This window comes from Streptomyces sp. NPDC091287 (assembly GCF_044768525.1).
Taxonomy (GTDB): Bacteria; Actinomycetota; Actinomycetes; order Streptomycetales; family Streptomycetaceae; genus Streptomyces.
This window is the reverse complement of record NZ_JBIVUV010000014.1, coordinates 253,035-268,370: the sequence shown is the minus strand read 5'-3', so window position 1 is coordinate 268,370 and position 15,336 is coordinate 253,035. Positions and strand designations below refer to the sequence as shown.

Annotated in this window: 11 protein-coding genes and 5 pseudogenes; 6 read left to right on the top strand and 10 right to left on the bottom strand. The window is 69.0% G+C overall.

Annotation, left to right across the window (positions count from 1 at the left end; genetic code table 11):
* Positions 1-146 precede the first annotated feature (146 nt).
* Both ACIQRW_RS24655 and ACIQRW_RS24650 read left to right on the top strand, forming a co-directional pair.
* A pseudogene (locus tag ACIQRW_RS24655) lies at positions 147-820 on the top strand (IS5 family transposase); the annotation flags it as partial.
* Positions 821-1,202: 382 nt separating this feature from the next.
* Entirely contained in the window at positions 1,203-1,529 is a 327-nt protein-coding gene (locus tag ACIQRW_RS24650; protein ID WP_403764069.1) for a hypothetical protein, read from the top strand.
* On the opposite strand, the pseudogene ACIQRW_RS24645 reads toward ACIQRW_RS24650, so the two are convergent.
* Positions 1,507-1,864 (bottom strand): annotated as a pseudogene (locus ACIQRW_RS24645) (transposase); the annotation flags it as partial. The gene ACIQRW_RS24650 and the pseudogene ACIQRW_RS24645 sit on opposite strands and share 23 nt — an antisense overlap.
* 345 nt (positions 1,865-2,209) lie before the next feature.
* On the opposite strand from ACIQRW_RS24645, the gene ACIQRW_RS24640 reads away from it, so the two are divergent.
* The gene (locus ACIQRW_RS24640; protein ID WP_403764067.1) at positions 2,210-2,344 is read left to right on the top strand and encodes a hypothetical protein; all 135 of its coding nucleotides are present in this window, start codon (positions 2,210-2,212) and stop codon (positions 2,342-2,344) included.
* A gap of 19 nt (positions 2,345-2,363) precedes the next feature.
* Here the strand turns inward: ACIQRW_RS24640 and ACIQRW_RS24635 are convergent.
* Positions 2,364-2,489, bottom strand: a pseudogene (locus tag ACIQRW_RS24635) (ATP-binding protein); the annotation flags it as partial.
* On the opposite strand from ACIQRW_RS24635, the pseudogene ACIQRW_RS24630 reads away from it, so the two are divergent.
* Positions 2,482-3,062 (top strand): annotated as a pseudogene (locus tag ACIQRW_RS24630) (hypothetical protein); the annotation flags it as partial. The pseudogenes ACIQRW_RS24635 and ACIQRW_RS24630 sit on opposite strands and share 8 nt — an antisense overlap.
* A 144-nt stretch (positions 3,063-3,206) precedes the next feature.
* Here the strand turns inward: ACIQRW_RS24630 and ACIQRW_RS24625 are convergent.
* Together ACIQRW_RS24625 and ACIQRW_RS24620 are read right to left on the bottom strand one after the other, a co-directional pair.
* Positions 3,207-4,325, bottom strand: coding sequence for a fatty acid desaturase family protein (locus ACIQRW_RS24625; protein ID WP_403764065.1), 1,119 nt, complete (start codon positions 4,323-4,325; stop codon positions 3,207-3,209).
* A 7-nt stretch (positions 4,326-4,332) separates the two neighbouring features.
* Positions 4,333-5,343, bottom strand: a complete 1,011-nt coding sequence (locus ACIQRW_RS24620) for a ferredoxin reductase (RefSeq protein WP_403764091.1) — start codon at positions 5,341-5,343, stop codon at positions 4,333-4,335.
* Positions 5,344-5,474: 131 nt separating this feature from the next.
* Between ACIQRW_RS24620 and ACIQRW_RS24615 the strand changes: the two genes are divergently transcribed.
* Together ACIQRW_RS24615 and ACIQRW_RS24610 are read left to right on the top strand one after the other, a co-directional pair.
* Complete coding sequence (locus ACIQRW_RS24615) at positions 5,475-6,638, top strand: PucR family transcriptional regulator (protein WP_403764063.1); 1,164 nt, start codon at positions 5,475-5,477, stop codon at positions 6,636-6,638.
* Positions 6,639-6,675: 37 nt separating this feature from the next.
* Complete coding sequence (locus tag ACIQRW_RS24610) at positions 6,676-7,014, top strand: thioredoxin family protein (protein WP_403764061.1); 339 nt, start codon at positions 6,676-6,678, stop codon at positions 7,012-7,014.
* Positions 7,015-7,236: 222 nt separating this feature from the next.
* On the opposite strand, the gene ACIQRW_RS24605 is transcribed toward ACIQRW_RS24610, so the two are convergent.
* The 6 genes and pseudogenes from ACIQRW_RS24605 to ACIQRW_RS24580 all read right to left on the bottom strand — a co-directional run bounded on the left by ACIQRW_RS24605 (position 7,237) and on the right by ACIQRW_RS24580 (position 14,885).
* Entirely contained in the window at positions 7,237-7,995 is a 759-nt protein-coding gene (locus tag ACIQRW_RS24605) for an SDR family NAD(P)-dependent oxidoreductase (protein ID WP_403764059.1), read from the bottom strand.
* Between the two features lie 25 nt (positions 7,996-8,020).
* Positions 8,021-9,367, bottom strand: a complete 1,347-nt coding sequence (locus tag ACIQRW_RS24600; protein ID WP_403764057.1) for an MFS transporter — start codon at positions 9,365-9,367, stop codon at positions 8,021-8,023.
* A 77-nt stretch (positions 9,368-9,444) separates the two neighbouring features.
* Positions 9,445-10,029, bottom strand: coding sequence for a TetR/AcrR family transcriptional regulator (locus ACIQRW_RS24595; protein WP_403764055.1), 585 nt, complete (start codon positions 10,027-10,029; stop codon positions 9,445-9,447).
* Between the two features lie 315 nt (positions 10,030-10,344).
* Positions 10,345-10,888 (bottom strand): annotated as a pseudogene (locus ACIQRW_RS24590) (hypothetical protein).
* Between the two features lie 14 nt (positions 10,889-10,902).
* A complete protein-coding gene (gene scpA, locus ACIQRW_RS24585) occupies positions 10,903-13,077 on the bottom strand; it encodes a methylmalonyl-CoA mutase (RefSeq protein WP_403764053.1) in 2,175 nt (724 codons plus the stop codon).
* On the bottom strand, positions 13,077-14,885 hold the full coding sequence (locus ACIQRW_RS24580; RefSeq protein WP_403764051.1) for a methylmalonyl-CoA mutase family protein: 1,809 nt from the start codon (positions 14,883-14,885) through the stop codon (positions 13,077-13,079). The genes scpA and ACIQRW_RS24580 overlap by 1 nt, the downstream gene beginning before the upstream one ends.
* Positions 14,886-15,336 lie beyond the last annotated feature (451 nt).

Here is a 15,336-nt window from a genome sequence, read left to right as displayed (position 1 = left end):
TCGCCGCCAGAACGGCCTCGATCCCCTCCGGTCTCCCCATACCAGACCAACGAGCCCCACAGCTGGAAGCTACGACTTGTTTCCCGGCAAGCCCTAAGAACTCCTAACGCAATGATCTTCGAGGTGATTGGATCGCTCCGGGACTGATGATCCGGGGGTGCGGGGTGGCTCGGCCGAAGCCGTGGGGAGTCGATGACGAATTGTGGGCGGTGATCGATCCGCTGTTGCCCCAGGTTGAGCGCCGGACCCGGCACCCGGGGCGCAAGCGGCACGCTGACCGGCTCGTGTTCAAGGGCATCCTGTTCGTCCTGCACACCGGGATCGCCTGGGAACACCTGCCGCAGGAACTCGGCTTCGGCTCCGGCATGACCTGCTGGCGCCGACTGGCCGAGTGGACCGAGGCTGAGGTGTGGCCGCGACTGCACGAGGCCCTCCTCGCCAGGCTCCGCAGCGCGAACGCCCTGGCCTTCTCCCGGGCAGCCGTCGACGGCTCCCACATCCGCGCGTTAAAGGGGGCTCCAAGACGGGACGAAGCCCTGTTGACCGGGGCAGGACGGGCAGCAAGCATCACCTGATCACCGACGCCACCGGCCTCCCGCTCGCCGCCACCCTGACCGGCGGCAACCGCAACGACGTCACCCAGCTGATCCCACTCCTCCAGGCCGTGCCGTCCGTGCGGGGCAAGCGTGGCCGGCCCCGGCGCCGCCCGGACGTGGTGCTGGGTGACCGCGGCCACGACCACGACAAATACCGCCGCCTGGTCTGGGACCTCGGCGTGAAGCCGGTGATCGCCCGGCGCGGCACCGAGCACGGCTCGGGATGCACGCGTACAGCTCCGACCGGAAGTGTGACACTTCCGCGAACGCATCCCGCAGGACGCCCTGATGCACCGAACTCACGACCACGGCCTTCGCGGTGGTCCACTCTGTGACGGAGCACAGGATCAGACGGGGGCCGCCGGTGTGTCCGCTGAAGTGTAAAAACGCTGATCAAGTTAGAGCCGCGTTCGACACCGGTCGTTAAATGACAAGCTAAGTAGCTGCTTCCGATACTCGACCGGTGGCTCGGCGCCTTAAGGCTCGTTGATTCGGGTATGAGTGAGAACAATTCCTGTGTGTTGGCGGAGAAGCTGTTGCAGGCGGAGTTCCGGCGGCTGGCTTTGGGGGATCCGTAGCAGGGCACTGGACATGGTGCAGAGGATCGTGCTCGCCATGCACTCGGAGGCCGCGGAGGCCGCGCTTCGCGCTGGGGTGGGCTGGCGGGAGATCGGCAGGGCACTGGGGTTGCTTGACGACGCTGGAATCCTCGTCCGCCAGTCCGCCGCTTTGCTTTTGGGTCTGTCCGCTGCCGATCGTGCGGCTGAGCAGGAGATGGTCGCCCAGGCGCTCGCGGAGTGCGGAGATCAGGGCGACGAAGACGAGGATGTGGTCTGCTCCAGGAACTCAGAGGAAGATGCCTGGGCGTCCGCGGTCCTGCGGTTCCAGCAGGGTGTTTCGGGTGTCACGCCCGGGCAAGGCGTCGGGTCCTAAGCGTGATGGCGGTCCAGGTGATCAAAGTTTCGGAGTGCTGGATCAGCGCTCGTAATCTCGGGCGTGACGGCGGGCGTTCATCATCCAGGCCAGGCTTCGTTCGACCACACAGCGACGGGGCAGCAGGATCCAGCCGGAGGTGTTCTTCGGGCGGCTGACGGTCTTGATCGTGAGGTTCAGATATCTCTTTGCCCACGTCACGAGCTTGCCTGCATAGGCTGAGTCGGCCCGGACGAGTGTGATCTCGGATGCGTGAGCCGGAGCCGGAAGAGGACTTCCTTCGCTGCGGCGGAGTCGTGCAGGTCTGCCGGGGTGACCATGACCATCAGCGGCAGGTGTCGGCGTACTTCTCTGAGTACTCCGGCAAGTACAGATAAGAGTGCACCACTTAGCGGTCGGCAAGGTGGTTGTGCTGGTTGGTCGTGGGCAGTGTCGGACGTCTCTGCGGGGACTGTCATGATCTCGACCATGGATGAGATCACCGAGGTTCTGAGGCGGGAGTTCGACGCCGAGGAGGGGAGCTTCCTGCTTCGGCTGCGTGGGGATCTGGAATGGGATCGGGCTGCATTCACCCGTCTGGAACGTGCGATGCGGGCCGCATGCGAGCAATGGCAGGCAGACCAGAAACTCGAGCGGTGGGTCGCTGAAGGGTTCTATGAGGTCGCGACCTGGGTCCCGTCGTGGACATCACACCCGCACTTCCCAAGGCCGACGCCTATTTCGAAGACTGCGTCGAGCGCATCGGGGATCTTGCCAACTGGTTCTTCCGGGGCTGGCACGACTACTCCGAAGGCCATGTCTGGACTGACCTGTGAAAACTCCCGGGGAGCTCGGTCAGGCTGCGTCGTCCCGGTCGCGTTCAAGGGCGGCGAGCCGGTTCTTGAGCCGGTAGCTGGGGCTGTGGATAGAGATCACGTCGCAGTGGTGCAGGAGGCGGTCGAGGATGGCGGTGGCGACCAAGAACGAAGCCGTCGGCGTCGGCTGCGAGGACGGCATCCTGATCGACAAGGACGGCACGTTCACCAAGATCGATTTCCCCGACGACTACGGCCGCAGCGGCAACCAGGCCGGCAGCGACGCCTCGCCCGTTCTGCTGGGCGACTACAAGACCGATGCCGAGGCCGAGCTGGAGCGACCTTCCCGCGTCTCCCTCATCGACACCGAGAAGAAGAAGCATCGACACCGAGAAGAAGAAGCTGCGCCTGGTCGAAGTCGGCACCAGCTACTCCTTCCGCTCCCCGGCCCGCGGCCCGCACGGCGAGGCCCTGGTCCTCGGCACTGACGGCGCCCTTCACGTCCTCGACCCGGACACCGGCAGGATCGAGAAGAAACCCCGTCGTGGGCGAATGGCAGGAGCCGCTGGACTGGCAGCAGGCCCGGCCCACGCTGTTCGTGCGCGGACACGTCGCCTACGTCTCCGAGCCCGGCAGGGAGGCGCTGCACGCCATCGACGTGGAAACGGGGAAGAAGCTCACCTCCGGCACCCTGCCGAAGAGCACCAACGAGCTGTCGGGCGTCGTCGCCGGATGCTGACCTCACCGGCCGCGCCTGTGCCCTCGCCGCCGAGGCTTGACGCCGCGGTGGCGAGGACACACGCCTGCCCTGCCTGCGCAGCGGATCTCACCGAACCCGGCGGTGCCGCCGGTACGGCCGAGAGATCCGAACCCGTACCGGGAATCAGGCGGCGACGAGCTCCTGCTCGTGGTCCGGCGCTCCGACCTTGGCCTCCTTGTTCGGCAGTGCGAGCCGGAAGACCTTGTGCCACGCGGAGAAGACCTGCTTGGGCAGCGGGCCGGTGACGTACTCCAGCTCGTACTTCTCGAACAGCGCGCGCACCTTCACCGCGACCTCGGCGTACCGGTTGCTCGGCAGGTCCGGGAACAGGTGGTGCTCGATCTGGTGCGACAGGTTGCCGGTCATGAAGTGCATGGCCTTGCTGCCGCTGATGTTCGCCGAGCCCATCATCTGGCGCAGGTACCACTGGCCGCGCGTCTCGCCCTCGATCGACCGGCGCTCGAAGACCTGTACGCCCTCGGGGAAGTGCCCGCACATGATCACCGAGTGGGTCCAGACGTTGCGGACCAGGTTCGCGGTGAACGTGGCGGCGAGTGTGGGGAGGAATGACGGGCCCGACAGCAGCGGATGGATCACGTAGTCCTTGAGCACCTGCTTGCGGATCTTCCGTCCCACGGCCTTGGCCCGCGCGCGGAACTCCGGGTTCTTGCGGCGGCGCTTGTGGAGGTTCTTGCCGAGCTCCAGGTCGTACGCTGCGATGCCGTACTCGAAGAAGCAGGCATTGAGGAAGTTCCACAGCGGCTGGCCGAGGTGGAAGGGGTGCCACTTCTGGTCCTCGTCGACGCGCATGATGCCGTAGCCGAGGTCGTTGTCCTTGCCGATCACGTTGGTGTACGTGTGGTGCAGCTCGTTGTGCGAGTGCTTCCACTGCTCGGACGGCGAGACGTGATCCCACTCCCAGGTGGTGGAGTGGATCTTCGGGTCCCGCATCCAGTCCCACTGGCCGTGCAGGATGTTGTGGCCGATCTCCATGTTGTCCATGATCTTCGCCACGGACAGCCCGGCGGTGCCGAGCAGCCACGCGGGCGGGAAGATCGAGAACAGCAGCACGCCCCTGCTGACCAGCTCGAGCTTGCGCTGCGCGGCGATCACCTTACGGATGTAGGCGGCGTCCTTCTCGCCGCGGCCGGCGATCACCTCGTCGCGGATCGCGTCCAGCTCGCGGCCCAGCTCCTCGATCTGCTCCGAGGTCAGGTGGGCGGTGGGGTCGATGGCGGTCAAGGTGCTCCTACCGTTCGATGTCGCACGGGCCCGCGGCGGCGGACACGCAGGTCTGGATGAGGACGCCCGGCTCGGCCTCGGTGATCCCGCCGGTGCGCAGGTCGCGGACGGCGCCCGCCTTGAGCGGCGTGACGCAGCCGAAACAGATGCCCATGCGGCACCCGGAGGGCATGAGCACGCCGGCCTCCTCACCGATGTCCAGCAACGGCGTGGCGCCGTCCGCGGCGACGGTCTTGCCGGAGACGCTGAACGTGACCTCGCCGCCGTCGCCGGCGACGACGATGCCGGGGCGGAAGCGTTCGGTGTGCAGGCGCTCCTGGACGCCGTGCTCGGTCCAGTGCTCTTCGGCGGCGTCGAGCAGGCCCGCGGGCCCGCAAGCCCAGGTCTCGCGCTCGGCCCAGTCGGGTACGAGTTCGTCGAGACGGGCGATGTCGAGCATGCCGTCCGTGTCGGTGTGCACCTCGATGAGACGAAGCTTCTTGTCCGCGACCAGATCGTGCAGTTCGTTGCGGAAGATCACGTCTTGAGGCCGTGGCGCGCAGTGGACCATGACGACGTCGTCGAGCTCCGTGTCGCGCAGCATGCCCATCACCGGCGTGATGCCGCTGCCGGCCGTCAGGTAGAACACCTTGGCGGGCTTGGCCTGCGCCAGCACGAAGTCGCCGGTCGGCTGGTCGAGCTGGATCAGCGTGCCAGGTTTCGCCCTGCGGACCAGGTGGTTGCTGACCTTGCCGTCCGGGATCGCCTTCACGGTGATCGTGACACGGCCGTCCCGGCGATGTGTCGGCGAGGTGAGGGAGTAGGCACGCCACAGGCGCACCCCGTCGACGTCGACCCCGATCCGCACGTACTGACCGGCTGTGTGGCCGCGCCAGCCCCGCCCTGGCCTGATCACGACAGTCGCGGCGTCACCCGTCTCGGGGTGCACGGCCTCGATGCGCCCACACAGGTCAGCGCCCGCACGCAGCGGGCTGACCAGGTCGAGGTAGTCCGACGGCAGCAGCGGCGTCGTGACCATCTCCAGCAGTTTCCACGCCCTACTGCGGAGGGCTGCACTCGTCATGACTCCAGCTTGCTGCGCCCTATGGCGTAAAGTCCTGACCGCAGGACGTGAATCTGATCAGCTGAATTGTTCGCAGGGAACAAAACGTGAGCCATGCAATCCGGAGGGCCAGCGAACTGGCCCTGGACGAGACGACGGTCACCGCCCTTCGTACCGCTCTGAAGACCACCGCCGACGAGGTCGTCCAGGCGATCATCGACGAGGTCCCTTCCTACGCCAACGCCCTTTCGGGCCGCATGGGCGGCACCATCCGCCGAGCCGTCCGCACCGCCCTGGGGCACTACCTGGACCTCGCGAGCGGCAACGCCACAGGCGGCGACGGCGGTGACGCAGCCTACGAGCTGGGTCGCGGCGAGGTGCGCGACGGCCGTTCGATGGACGCCCTGCTCAGCGCCTACCGTGTCGGCGCCCGCGTCGCCTGGCGATGCCTGGCCGCGGGTGCCGTACCCGCAGGTCTGCCCGCCGCCGAGGTCGCCAAGTTCGCCGAGCTGACCTTCGCCTACATCGACGAGCTCTCCGCCGCGAGCGCCGCGGGACACGCCGACGAACTGGCCGCCCGTGGCAGGGCCCACGAGCGCCACCTGGAACACCTGGCCCGCGACCTCCTCGCAGGCGCGAGCCCGGACGTGCTGCTGGCCTCAGGTCAACGGGCCGGGTGGCAGCCTCCGGTTTCGCTGACCGCGGTCCTGCTGCCCGCCGCCCAGGCCCGACCTGCCTACCGCACGCTCGACCCGAACACCCTGGTCCTCGACGATCTGCCGGATGCCACCGGTGCGCTGCTCGTTCCCGATGCCGACCGACCACATCTCTTGCGGCAGCTGACCGACCGCACCGCCGTGGTCGGCCCGGCCCGGCCGTGGACGCGCGCGTCCGCCTCGTACGCACGAGCCGTGCGCGCACGCGCCCTTTCCCCTGATATTCGCGACACCGAGGACCACCTGCCCGAGCTGGTGCTGAGCGCCGACGTGGACGCGTTCGCAGACCTGCGTGCCCGAGCCCTCGCACCCTTGCGGACCTTGCCTGTCGCGACCGCGCGGCGGCTGGAGGAGACGTTGCGGGCGTGGCTGCTGCACCAGGGCAGACGGGAGGAGGTGGCGGCGGAACTGTTCGTCCATCCCCAGACAGTCCGGTACCGGATGTCGCAGCTGCGCGAGCTGTTCCCGGATCTCGCATCGCCACACCGGGTCCTCGAACTGACGCTGGCGGTCGGTCTTCGGACGGTGCTGACCGGCCCACCGCGCGAGGGATGATGGGACGGAATGACGGAACGTGAGGGCAGGAGCTTCCATGGCACATCGGGTTCACCGACCCCGTGAGGACGCGGAGTTCGATTTCATCCTCGGGATGAGCGAGGTTCCGGTCCTCGCATACTTCACCGGGACATGGACCAAGGCAATCGAGCCCTGCCGGGTGATGGACCCCGTCGTGGAGGGCATCGCCGACGACTGCGCGGGGCGCCTGACGGTCGTCCGCACCGACATCACGCGTTGTCCGGTGGCAACCGAGAGATACGGGGTCACTGGAGCCCCTGCCTACGTCCTGCTGAAGGAGGGAGAGGCGGTGGCGCACGGCATGGGGCCCATGACCATCGCAGAGGTACGGAAGTTCCTGGACGGCCACCTCTGAGCTGCCGCTGCGGCGCGTGGCCGCGAAGCCCGTCTCGTCACGTCCCGTCCTGTCCCGTCCAGTCCATGGAAGCTGCGCCGCCTGAGAAACCCCCACGCCGCCGTCGCCGGGGAGATCCGGGCCGACTGGGGCGTGGGGGAGCGGAGCGGAGCGCAGGCCGGGTTCGGACTCCGCGGACCTTGGCTGTTACGCAGCAGCCTGCTCAATCTCCGACAGGGGGCGTCAGGCCGACGATCCACTGTCGATGACCAGGTCGCTGCCGACGACCGAGCCGGCAGCGGGCGAGGCGAGGTAGAGCACCGCGGCCGCCACTTCATCGGCCTCCGCGACCCGGCCGAGCGGGTTCTCTGTCTTCACCCGCTCGGCACGGTCGGCCTCGGTCTCGCCGGGGCGCAGTGACATGGGAGCGGCGGAGGCGCCGGGGCTGACGGCGTTGATGCGGATGCCCTGGTGGATGTGGTCGAGAGCGGCGGCGCGGGTCAGCGCGGAGACCGCTGCCTTGGAGGTGATGTACGCGGCGGCGTTCGGGATCCGCAGGTGTGCGCCCAGGTTGGAGGAGATGTTGACGATGGTGCCGCCGCCGTTCTCCTTCATGTGGGCGATCTCGTGCTTCATGGCCAGCCAGACGCCGGTGACATTGGTCCGCAGCACCGCGTCCCAGTCCTCCTCGCTCACCTCGCCGACGGGGACGGCGCCCCGGAATATCCCGGCGTTGTTGACCGCGACGTCCAGTCCGCCGAAGCGGGCGACGCTCTCCCGAACGAGATCCTGGAGCCGTCCGGAGTCGGTGACATCGGCGGTGACGGCGGCGGCTGTGCCACCGGCTGCCTCGATGAAGCCGACCGTCCCGTCCAGGGAGGCCGCGGTGCGTCCCGCGGCGACCACGGATGCGCCCTCGGCGGCGAAGGCGAGCGCGATGGCGCGGCCGAGGCCGGAGCCCGCGCCGGTGACGAGGACGGTCTTGCCGGTGAAGCGGTTCATTTCGGTGACTCCCTTGAATGATGGATTACTTGGTGCGGTGGTGCGGGAGGGCCCCGACGGCGAGGGCTACCCCCGTCGCGGCCAGGGACCAGGGGTCGCTGTCGAGTGTGAGCAGGACGGCGAAGAGGACGGTCGGGCCGAATTCCATCGCGGTGTTCAGCACGCCGCCCGCGAGCCCGGTCTGCTGCCGCGGTACCCCTTCGGTGGCGAGCACGGCGGCTCCGGCGAAGGAGGCCGCGGTGCCCGCCGGCAGCAGCACAAGGCCCGGCAGCAGCCCGTACGCGTACGAGGTGTGCGTATCGAACCCGGTGAAGGCGAGGAGGACGAGCCCGGCCGCGCCTGTGCCCAGCCCGGCGGCCGTGACGGTTCGGGCTCCGTACCGGCCGATGAGCGGTCCTGCCACCCGGCCCGAGGCGAGCAGCGCGACGGCGAACGGCACGAAGGCGGCCGAGGTCTGCAACGGTGACCAGTCGCGCTCCTGCTGGAGGTGGAGAGAGAGAACCACGAAGGTCATCGCGGTCCCGCAGGAGCTCAGCGCGATGGCCGTGAGGCCCAGGAACCGCCGCCGGTCGAAGAGGAAGCCGGGGGGCAGCAGGGGATCGTGGGCCCGGCGCTCGGCGTACCAGAACGCGGCCAGCAGCGCGGTCCCGCCGAGCAGTGGCACGAGCACGCCGGCCGACGATCCGGGGCGGGCGTCGGTGACGACGAGTCCGTAACTGGCGAGGGTGATCCCGGCGGTGGCGAGCAGAGCACCGGGCAGGTCGAGGCTCCTGCCCCGGTTCGGTGCGGTGTCCGGCAGCAGCCGGGGCGTGAGGACGAGGGCTGCGATCGCCACCACGACGGGCACCGCGAAGGTCCAGCGCCAGGAAAGCAGCGCCGAGATGACGCCGGAGAGCAGATTGCCCGCCGTCGCGCCGAGCACCGAGAGTCCGCCCCAGGTGGCCATCGCCCTGCCGTACGCGGCGGGGGAGGGGAAGACGGCGCGCAGCACGGCCATGGCGGCCGGCGCGACGAGGGCCGCGCCCGCGCCCTGGGCGAAGCGCGCCGCGAGCAGTGCCTCGATACCGGGGGCGAGCGGGGCGGCGGCCGAGGCGATGGCGAAGAGGACAAGGCCCGCGATGAGGGCGCGCCGCCCGCCGTACCGGTCGGCGAGACGTCCGCCGAAGAGCAACAGCCCGGCGAAGGTCAGGCCGTAGGCGGTGCTGAGCAGGATCACGTCGGCGCGCTCGAGGTCGAGTTCACGAGCAACGCGGGGCAGCGGTATGGCGATCGCGGCGAGCGTGAAGATCAGCGTGGCCTGGATGCCGCCGAGGAGGACGAAGGCGGACCTGTGCTGCATGGCGGTGACGCGGGCGGTGCCCGTGGCGGTCATACTTCCCCTTGATATTTGACCGATCAGTCCATTATTTGGGCGCACGGAAACGGCCTGACGGCTCCGGCAGGTGTGATTCAGTCCAGCAGGGTCAGCGCTTGTTCGGCCGCGTCTCGCACCCGGGCGGGATCGTTCGACGCCTTGCCGACGATGCGTACGCCCTGCAGCAGGACGAGCAGCAGGTGGGCCAGTGCTCGCGGATCGCGGCCCTCGGGGAGCTCTTCCTGGGCCTGGGCCCGCACGAGCGCGGAGTGCAGCAGGGTCTCGATGTGCTCCCAGCTGATCTCGACCCGGCGGGCCGCCGCGGGGTCGTGCGGGGCCAGCTCGGCTGCGGTGTTGGTGACGAAGCAGCCGTTCAGCCGCCCTTCCGGAGAGGCGGCTTCCGCGGCGAAGCGGCGCACCAGCGTCCGCACCGCAGGCAGTGCGGCGCCTGGCTGGGACAGCTCGGACATGAGAAGCGGGTCGCGCATCTCGGCGTACCGGTCCATGGCCTTCAGATACAGCTCGTGCTTGCTGCCGAAGGTCGCGTAGATGCTGGCGCGGGCGATGCCGAGGTGCTCGACGAGATCTGTCACCGACGTCGCTTCGTAACCGCGCCGCCAGAACAGCTCGAGGGCCGACTGCAGCGCGGCGTCCGGATCGAATTCCTTGGTCCTGGCCACGTCGAAGACCATAGTCTTATCTGGACTGGTCAGTCAATAATTGAGCACGGCAAGCCTGCTAAGGAAGCGGAGCGAGCCCGAGGCTCTCGTAGGGCTGCCCCTGTCGTCGGCGGGCTGGGCCTCCTGCGCGCCTATCGCGACGCCACCACGGAGCTGGTGGCCGAGGACCTGCCGGGCCGGCAGTTCGCCGCCCTGCACCAAAGCGGACGAAGGCGATGGGAGCGTCAGTCGCGGGCGCCCGGGGACGTGGGCCTGCGAAACCACTGTCCCAACGTTCGCCGCGCGGACCGCACTACGACGCGGCCATGCTTCTTCTCACCGACCAGCTCCACACGCAGCGAGATGGGCGTACCGAGTTCCGGGGCGTGATGGATCTTGACCCTGCTGTGTCCCGCACGTGAGCATGTTCGTCACGGCCGTCTCGGACTGGTCGACGCCGACGGTCTCGACCAGGACGACGCCGTAGCCGGCGGACTCCACTACGACGGTCGACTCGCGGGTCGATCGGGTGACGCCGCCGAGGGTGCCGCCGTGGGGGAGGGGCGGACGAAGGCCGCAGTGTCGACGGCCAGCCGCTCCATGCAGCTCTTGTCGCCGAGGACGGGACCGCCGGTTCGACTGGAAGAGGGGGCCACGGCCCGGCGAACCGGTGCCCTCGTTCCGTCAGCATCGTGCCGAAAGCGTCGATGAACGCGGACTTGCCTACGCCTGGTACCCCGCTGATCCCGATCCGTCGGGCCCTGCCGCTGTGCGGGAGTAGCTCCGTCAACGGCCGCTGCGCCACTGTGATGGCGCGGGCGATGACCGCTCGCCTGCCGTCGGGCACTCCCTTGACGTAGGCGTCGAGGCCGATGGCCATGGTGGGTGAGGCCTTCAGAGCTCGTGCCCGATAGCGGTGGCCAGCCGCCGGACCAGGTCGTGGGCCGCATCCGGGATCACCGTCCCGGGCGGGAAGACGGCCGCTGCGCCCATCTCCAGCAACACGGGAACGTCCTGGGGCGGGATCACCCCGCCGACAGCGACCATGATGTCCTCACGGCCTTGGTCGGCGAGCTGCTCGCGCAGCGCCGGGACGAGGGTGAGGTGGCCCGCGGCCAGCGAGGAGACCCCGACGACGTGCACGTCGGCCTCGACGGCCTGGCGGGCGACCTCGGCCGGGGTCTGGAACAGCGGGCCGACGTCGACGTCGAAGCCCAGGTCGGCGAAGGCGGTGGCGATCACCTTCTGGCCGCGGTCGTGCCCGTCCTGGCCCATCTTCGCGACGAGGATGCGCGGACGCCGTCCCTCGGCGCCGGCGAAGTCGTCCACGAGGGCCCGTGTGCGGTCCACGGAGGGGGATTCACCTGTCTCTTTGCGGTACACCCCGGAGATCGTGCGGATCTGGCCCGCGTGCCTGCCGTAGACCTTCTCCAGGGCGTCCGAGATCTCCCCGACCGTGGCCATCGCCCGGGCGGCGTCCACGGCGAGTTCCAACAGGTTGCCTGCGCCCTCCGCGGCGCGGGTGAGCGCGTGCAGTGCGTCCTGGCACGCCGTCTCGTCGCGCTCCTCGCGCAGTCGGCGCAGCTTCTCGATCTGCTGGGTGCGTACCGAGGAGTTGTCGACCTTGAGGACGTCGATCTTCTCGTCGGTCTCCACCCGGTACTTGTTCACCCCGATGACCGGCTGCCGCCCGGAGTCGATGCGGGCCTGCGTGCGCGCGGCGGCCTCCTCGATCCGGAGCTTGGGGATGCCCGCGTCGATGGCCTTCGACATGCCGCCCGCCTGCTCCACCTCCTGGATGTGCTGCCAGGCGCGGCGGGCGAGGTCGTGCGTAAGCTTCTCGACGTACGCGCTGCCGCCCCAGGGGTCGATCACACGTGTGGTGCCGGATTCCTGCTGGAGCAGGAGCTGGGTGTTGCGGGCGATGCGGGCGGAGAAGTCGGTGGGAAGCGCGAGGGCCTCGTCGAGGGCGTTGGTGTGCAGCGACTGGGTGTGGCCCTGGGTGGCGGCCATCGCCTCGACACAGGTGCGGGTGACGTTGTTGAACACGTCCTGCGCGGTCAGCGACCAGCCGGACGTCTGCGAGTGGGTACGCAGGGAGAGGGACTTGGGGTTCTTCGGGTCGAACTCCTTGACCAGCTTCGCCCACAGCAGCCGGGCCGCTCGCAGCTTCGCGATCTCCATGAAGAAGTTCATGCCGATCGCCCAGAAGAACGACAGCCGCGGGGCGAACGCGTCCACGTCCAAGCCTGCCGCCTGCCCCGCCCGGATGTACTCCACGCCGTCGGCCAGCGTGTACGCGAGCTCCAGGTCGGCCGTGGCGCCGGCTTCCTGGATGTGGTAACCGGAGATGGAGATGGAGTTGTAGCGCGGCATCTTTTTCGAGGTGAACGCGAAGATGTCGGAGATGATCCGCATCGAGGGCGACGGCGGGTAGATGTAGGTGTTGCGGACCATGAACTCCTTGAGGATGTCGTTCTGGATGGTCCCGGCCAGCTTCTCGGGCGGCACGCCCTGTTCCTCGGCGGCCACGATGTACAGGGCGAGCACGGGGAGCACCGCGCCGTTCATCGTCATGGAGACCGACATCCGGTCCAGGGGAATGCCGTCGAAGAGCTGGCGCATGTCGAGAATCGAGTCGATGGCGACGCCGGCCATGCCGACGTCGCCGGTCACGCGGGGGTGGTCGCTGTCGTACCCGCGGTGGGTGGGCAGGTCGAACGCGACGGACAGGCCCTTCTGGCCGGCGGCCAGGTTGCGCCGGTAGAAGGCGTTGGACTCCTCGGCCGTGGAGAACCCGGCGTACTGACGGATCGTCCAGGGCTGGTTGACGTACATCGTCGGGTACGGGCCACGCAGATACGGTGCGATACCGGGGCGGGTGTCCAGGAAGTCGAGCCCTTCCAGATCACGCCCGGTGTACAGCGGCTTGACGTCGATGCCCTCCGGCGTCTCCCGGAGCAGGTCTTCGCCGTCGGAGACTCGCTCGACCGCCGTACGCCACTCGTCGACGGTGGCCTCGGTCTTCGGCGTTCCGAGCTTGATCCCGGAGAAATCAGGGATGGACATCAGGACACTCCCATGCGGTCGAGGGCGGTGGAGAGCACCGCGACGGCGTCGCAGCCCTCGAAGACGTACGTGCCGACACCGGCGTGGCGTCCCGGGCGGCCCGCGAGGAACACGTGTTCGGCGCCCGCGGTCCGCAGCTGCTCGGCGACGGACTCGGCCTGCTCCGCGTAGAGCGCGTCGCTGGAGCAGAGGCACGCCTCGCGGGCCCCGCTCTCCTCGAAGGTGCCGTCGACGACGGGTTCGATGCCGCCGGCCCGGAACAGGTTCGAGGCGAAGGCGAGACGCGCGGTGTGCGCGGCGGCCGGGCCCAGCGCGGCCAGGAAGACGCGCGGCGGGACGCCGGTGGCGGCGAGGTGGGCGTCGGAGCGGGCGCGGAGCACCTCGAACGCCTCGTCGCGACGCACCCGGGGAAGCCCTCCGGACGGTGGCTCCGGGAACGGCTCGCGTACGACCGGCTTCTCCGTCGGAAGCGGGAACTCACTGACACCCGTCACCGGTTCATGCCGTGTGGCCAGTTTCGCGCTGCGTACGGACCAGGTCGCGGCGAGTCTCTCGCCGACCAGCCCGGAGCACAGGGCCGCCTCCTGGCCGCCTGCCCGCTCGATCAACTGGAAGAACGCCCAGGCCGCCTGCGCGAGATCGTCGGTCAGCCGCTCCACGTACCACGAGCCGCCGGCGGGATCGATCACCCGGGACAGGTGGGACTCCTCGATGAGAATGGTGGAGGTGTTGCGGGCGACGCGGCGCGCGAACGCGTCCGGCAGACCGAGTGCGCTGTCGAAGGGCATCACGGTGACGGAGTCAGCTCCACCCACCCCGGCGGCCAGAGTCGCGACGGTGGTGCGGAGCATGTTCACCCACGGGTCCCGGCGCGTCATCATCACCGGCGAGGTCACCGCGTGCTGGAGCTGTGCACCTGCCCGGCCCGCCCCGCAGGCCTCGGCCACCCGCGACCACAGCCTGCGAGCCGCTCGCAGTTTGGCCACGGTCAGGAACTGGTCGGCCGTCGCCGCGTAACGGAACTCCAGCTGTCCGCAGGCTTCCTCGACATCCAGGCCCGCCGCCGTCAGCTCGCGCAGGTAGGCGACTCCCGTCGCCAGGGAGCAGCCCAGCTCCTGCGCCGCGGACCCGCCTGCCTCGTGGTGGGGCAGCGCGTCGACGGTGAACGCCCGCAGCCCCGGGTGACGCGCGGCGCACCGCCGCGCGAGGCCGAGCAGCGGCGCGGGATCCAGCGCCTCGCCCGTACGGGCCTCATGGCCCAGCGGATCGGCTCCCAGGTTGCCTCGCGCGGCTGTCCCGGCGATGCCTCGCTCCTCGTACAGCCGCAGCAACTCCTCCGCGGCAGCCGGTACGTCGCGTCCGGCGTCGAGGACGAGCGGTGCCAGGTCGAGATGGACGCCCTTCAGCACCCCTTCGAGCGCGGGTACCGGGATGCCGGTGTCGCCCACGACCAACCAGAGGGAGGTGACGCCGTTCTCCAGGTCGGTCAGGACCGAGTCGCCGTCGGCCACTGTGTGCTGTTGGCGCACGTCCCAGCCGCCGACCGTGTTTCCCTGTGCTCGCCCGCCGCGTACGAAGGGCGAACTGCCGGGAAGACCGGGGTCGGGCGCGACGTCACTCGCCGTGTAGAGGGGCCGGGTGCGCAGCCCGTCCTCCAGCTCGGTGGACAGGAAGTCCTCCGCCGAGGTCGCGGAGACGCCTCCACTCGACTTGCGCAGGACATCTCGTACGAGGGTGCGCCACTGCTCATGTGAGGCGTCGGGGAACTCGGCGGCGAGCGGCTGCCCGTCGTCAGGCAGAACGGTCATGGAGGCCCTAACGAGGTCGTGGGACGAGGCGGGGGCTCGGACGGGCCTCGGGAAAGAGCTCGTTTCGCCGTGCCCGGCCGATGTGCGGTCGACGGGAGCCGACGTGCCGAGCGAGGCGCTGTCGCGTCGGGGGTTCGCTCCGTGCGATGTCTGCCGTGGCCGGTTCCTTCCCTGCCTGTGCGCTGCCCCCGGGTGGGTGACGAGCCTGCTCAGGAGGCGTTTGGCTTCGGGAGCATAATAAAAGGCGCCCCAAAAATGTCAACAGTTTGGGGAGTGGCTGTACGGGATGGATTCCCGTCATTCCGATAGGCGGCAGGTGGGTAACGTCAGGTTGAGCAGGCGCTCATGGAGCGCCTTGGCGGTCGCCGCTGTAGTGGTTGGGCGGTGGCCTGTAGAGAGGTGGTAGCGAAAATGTTGACATATTTGCCTCGACTCCCGCATGGTGCTCCTG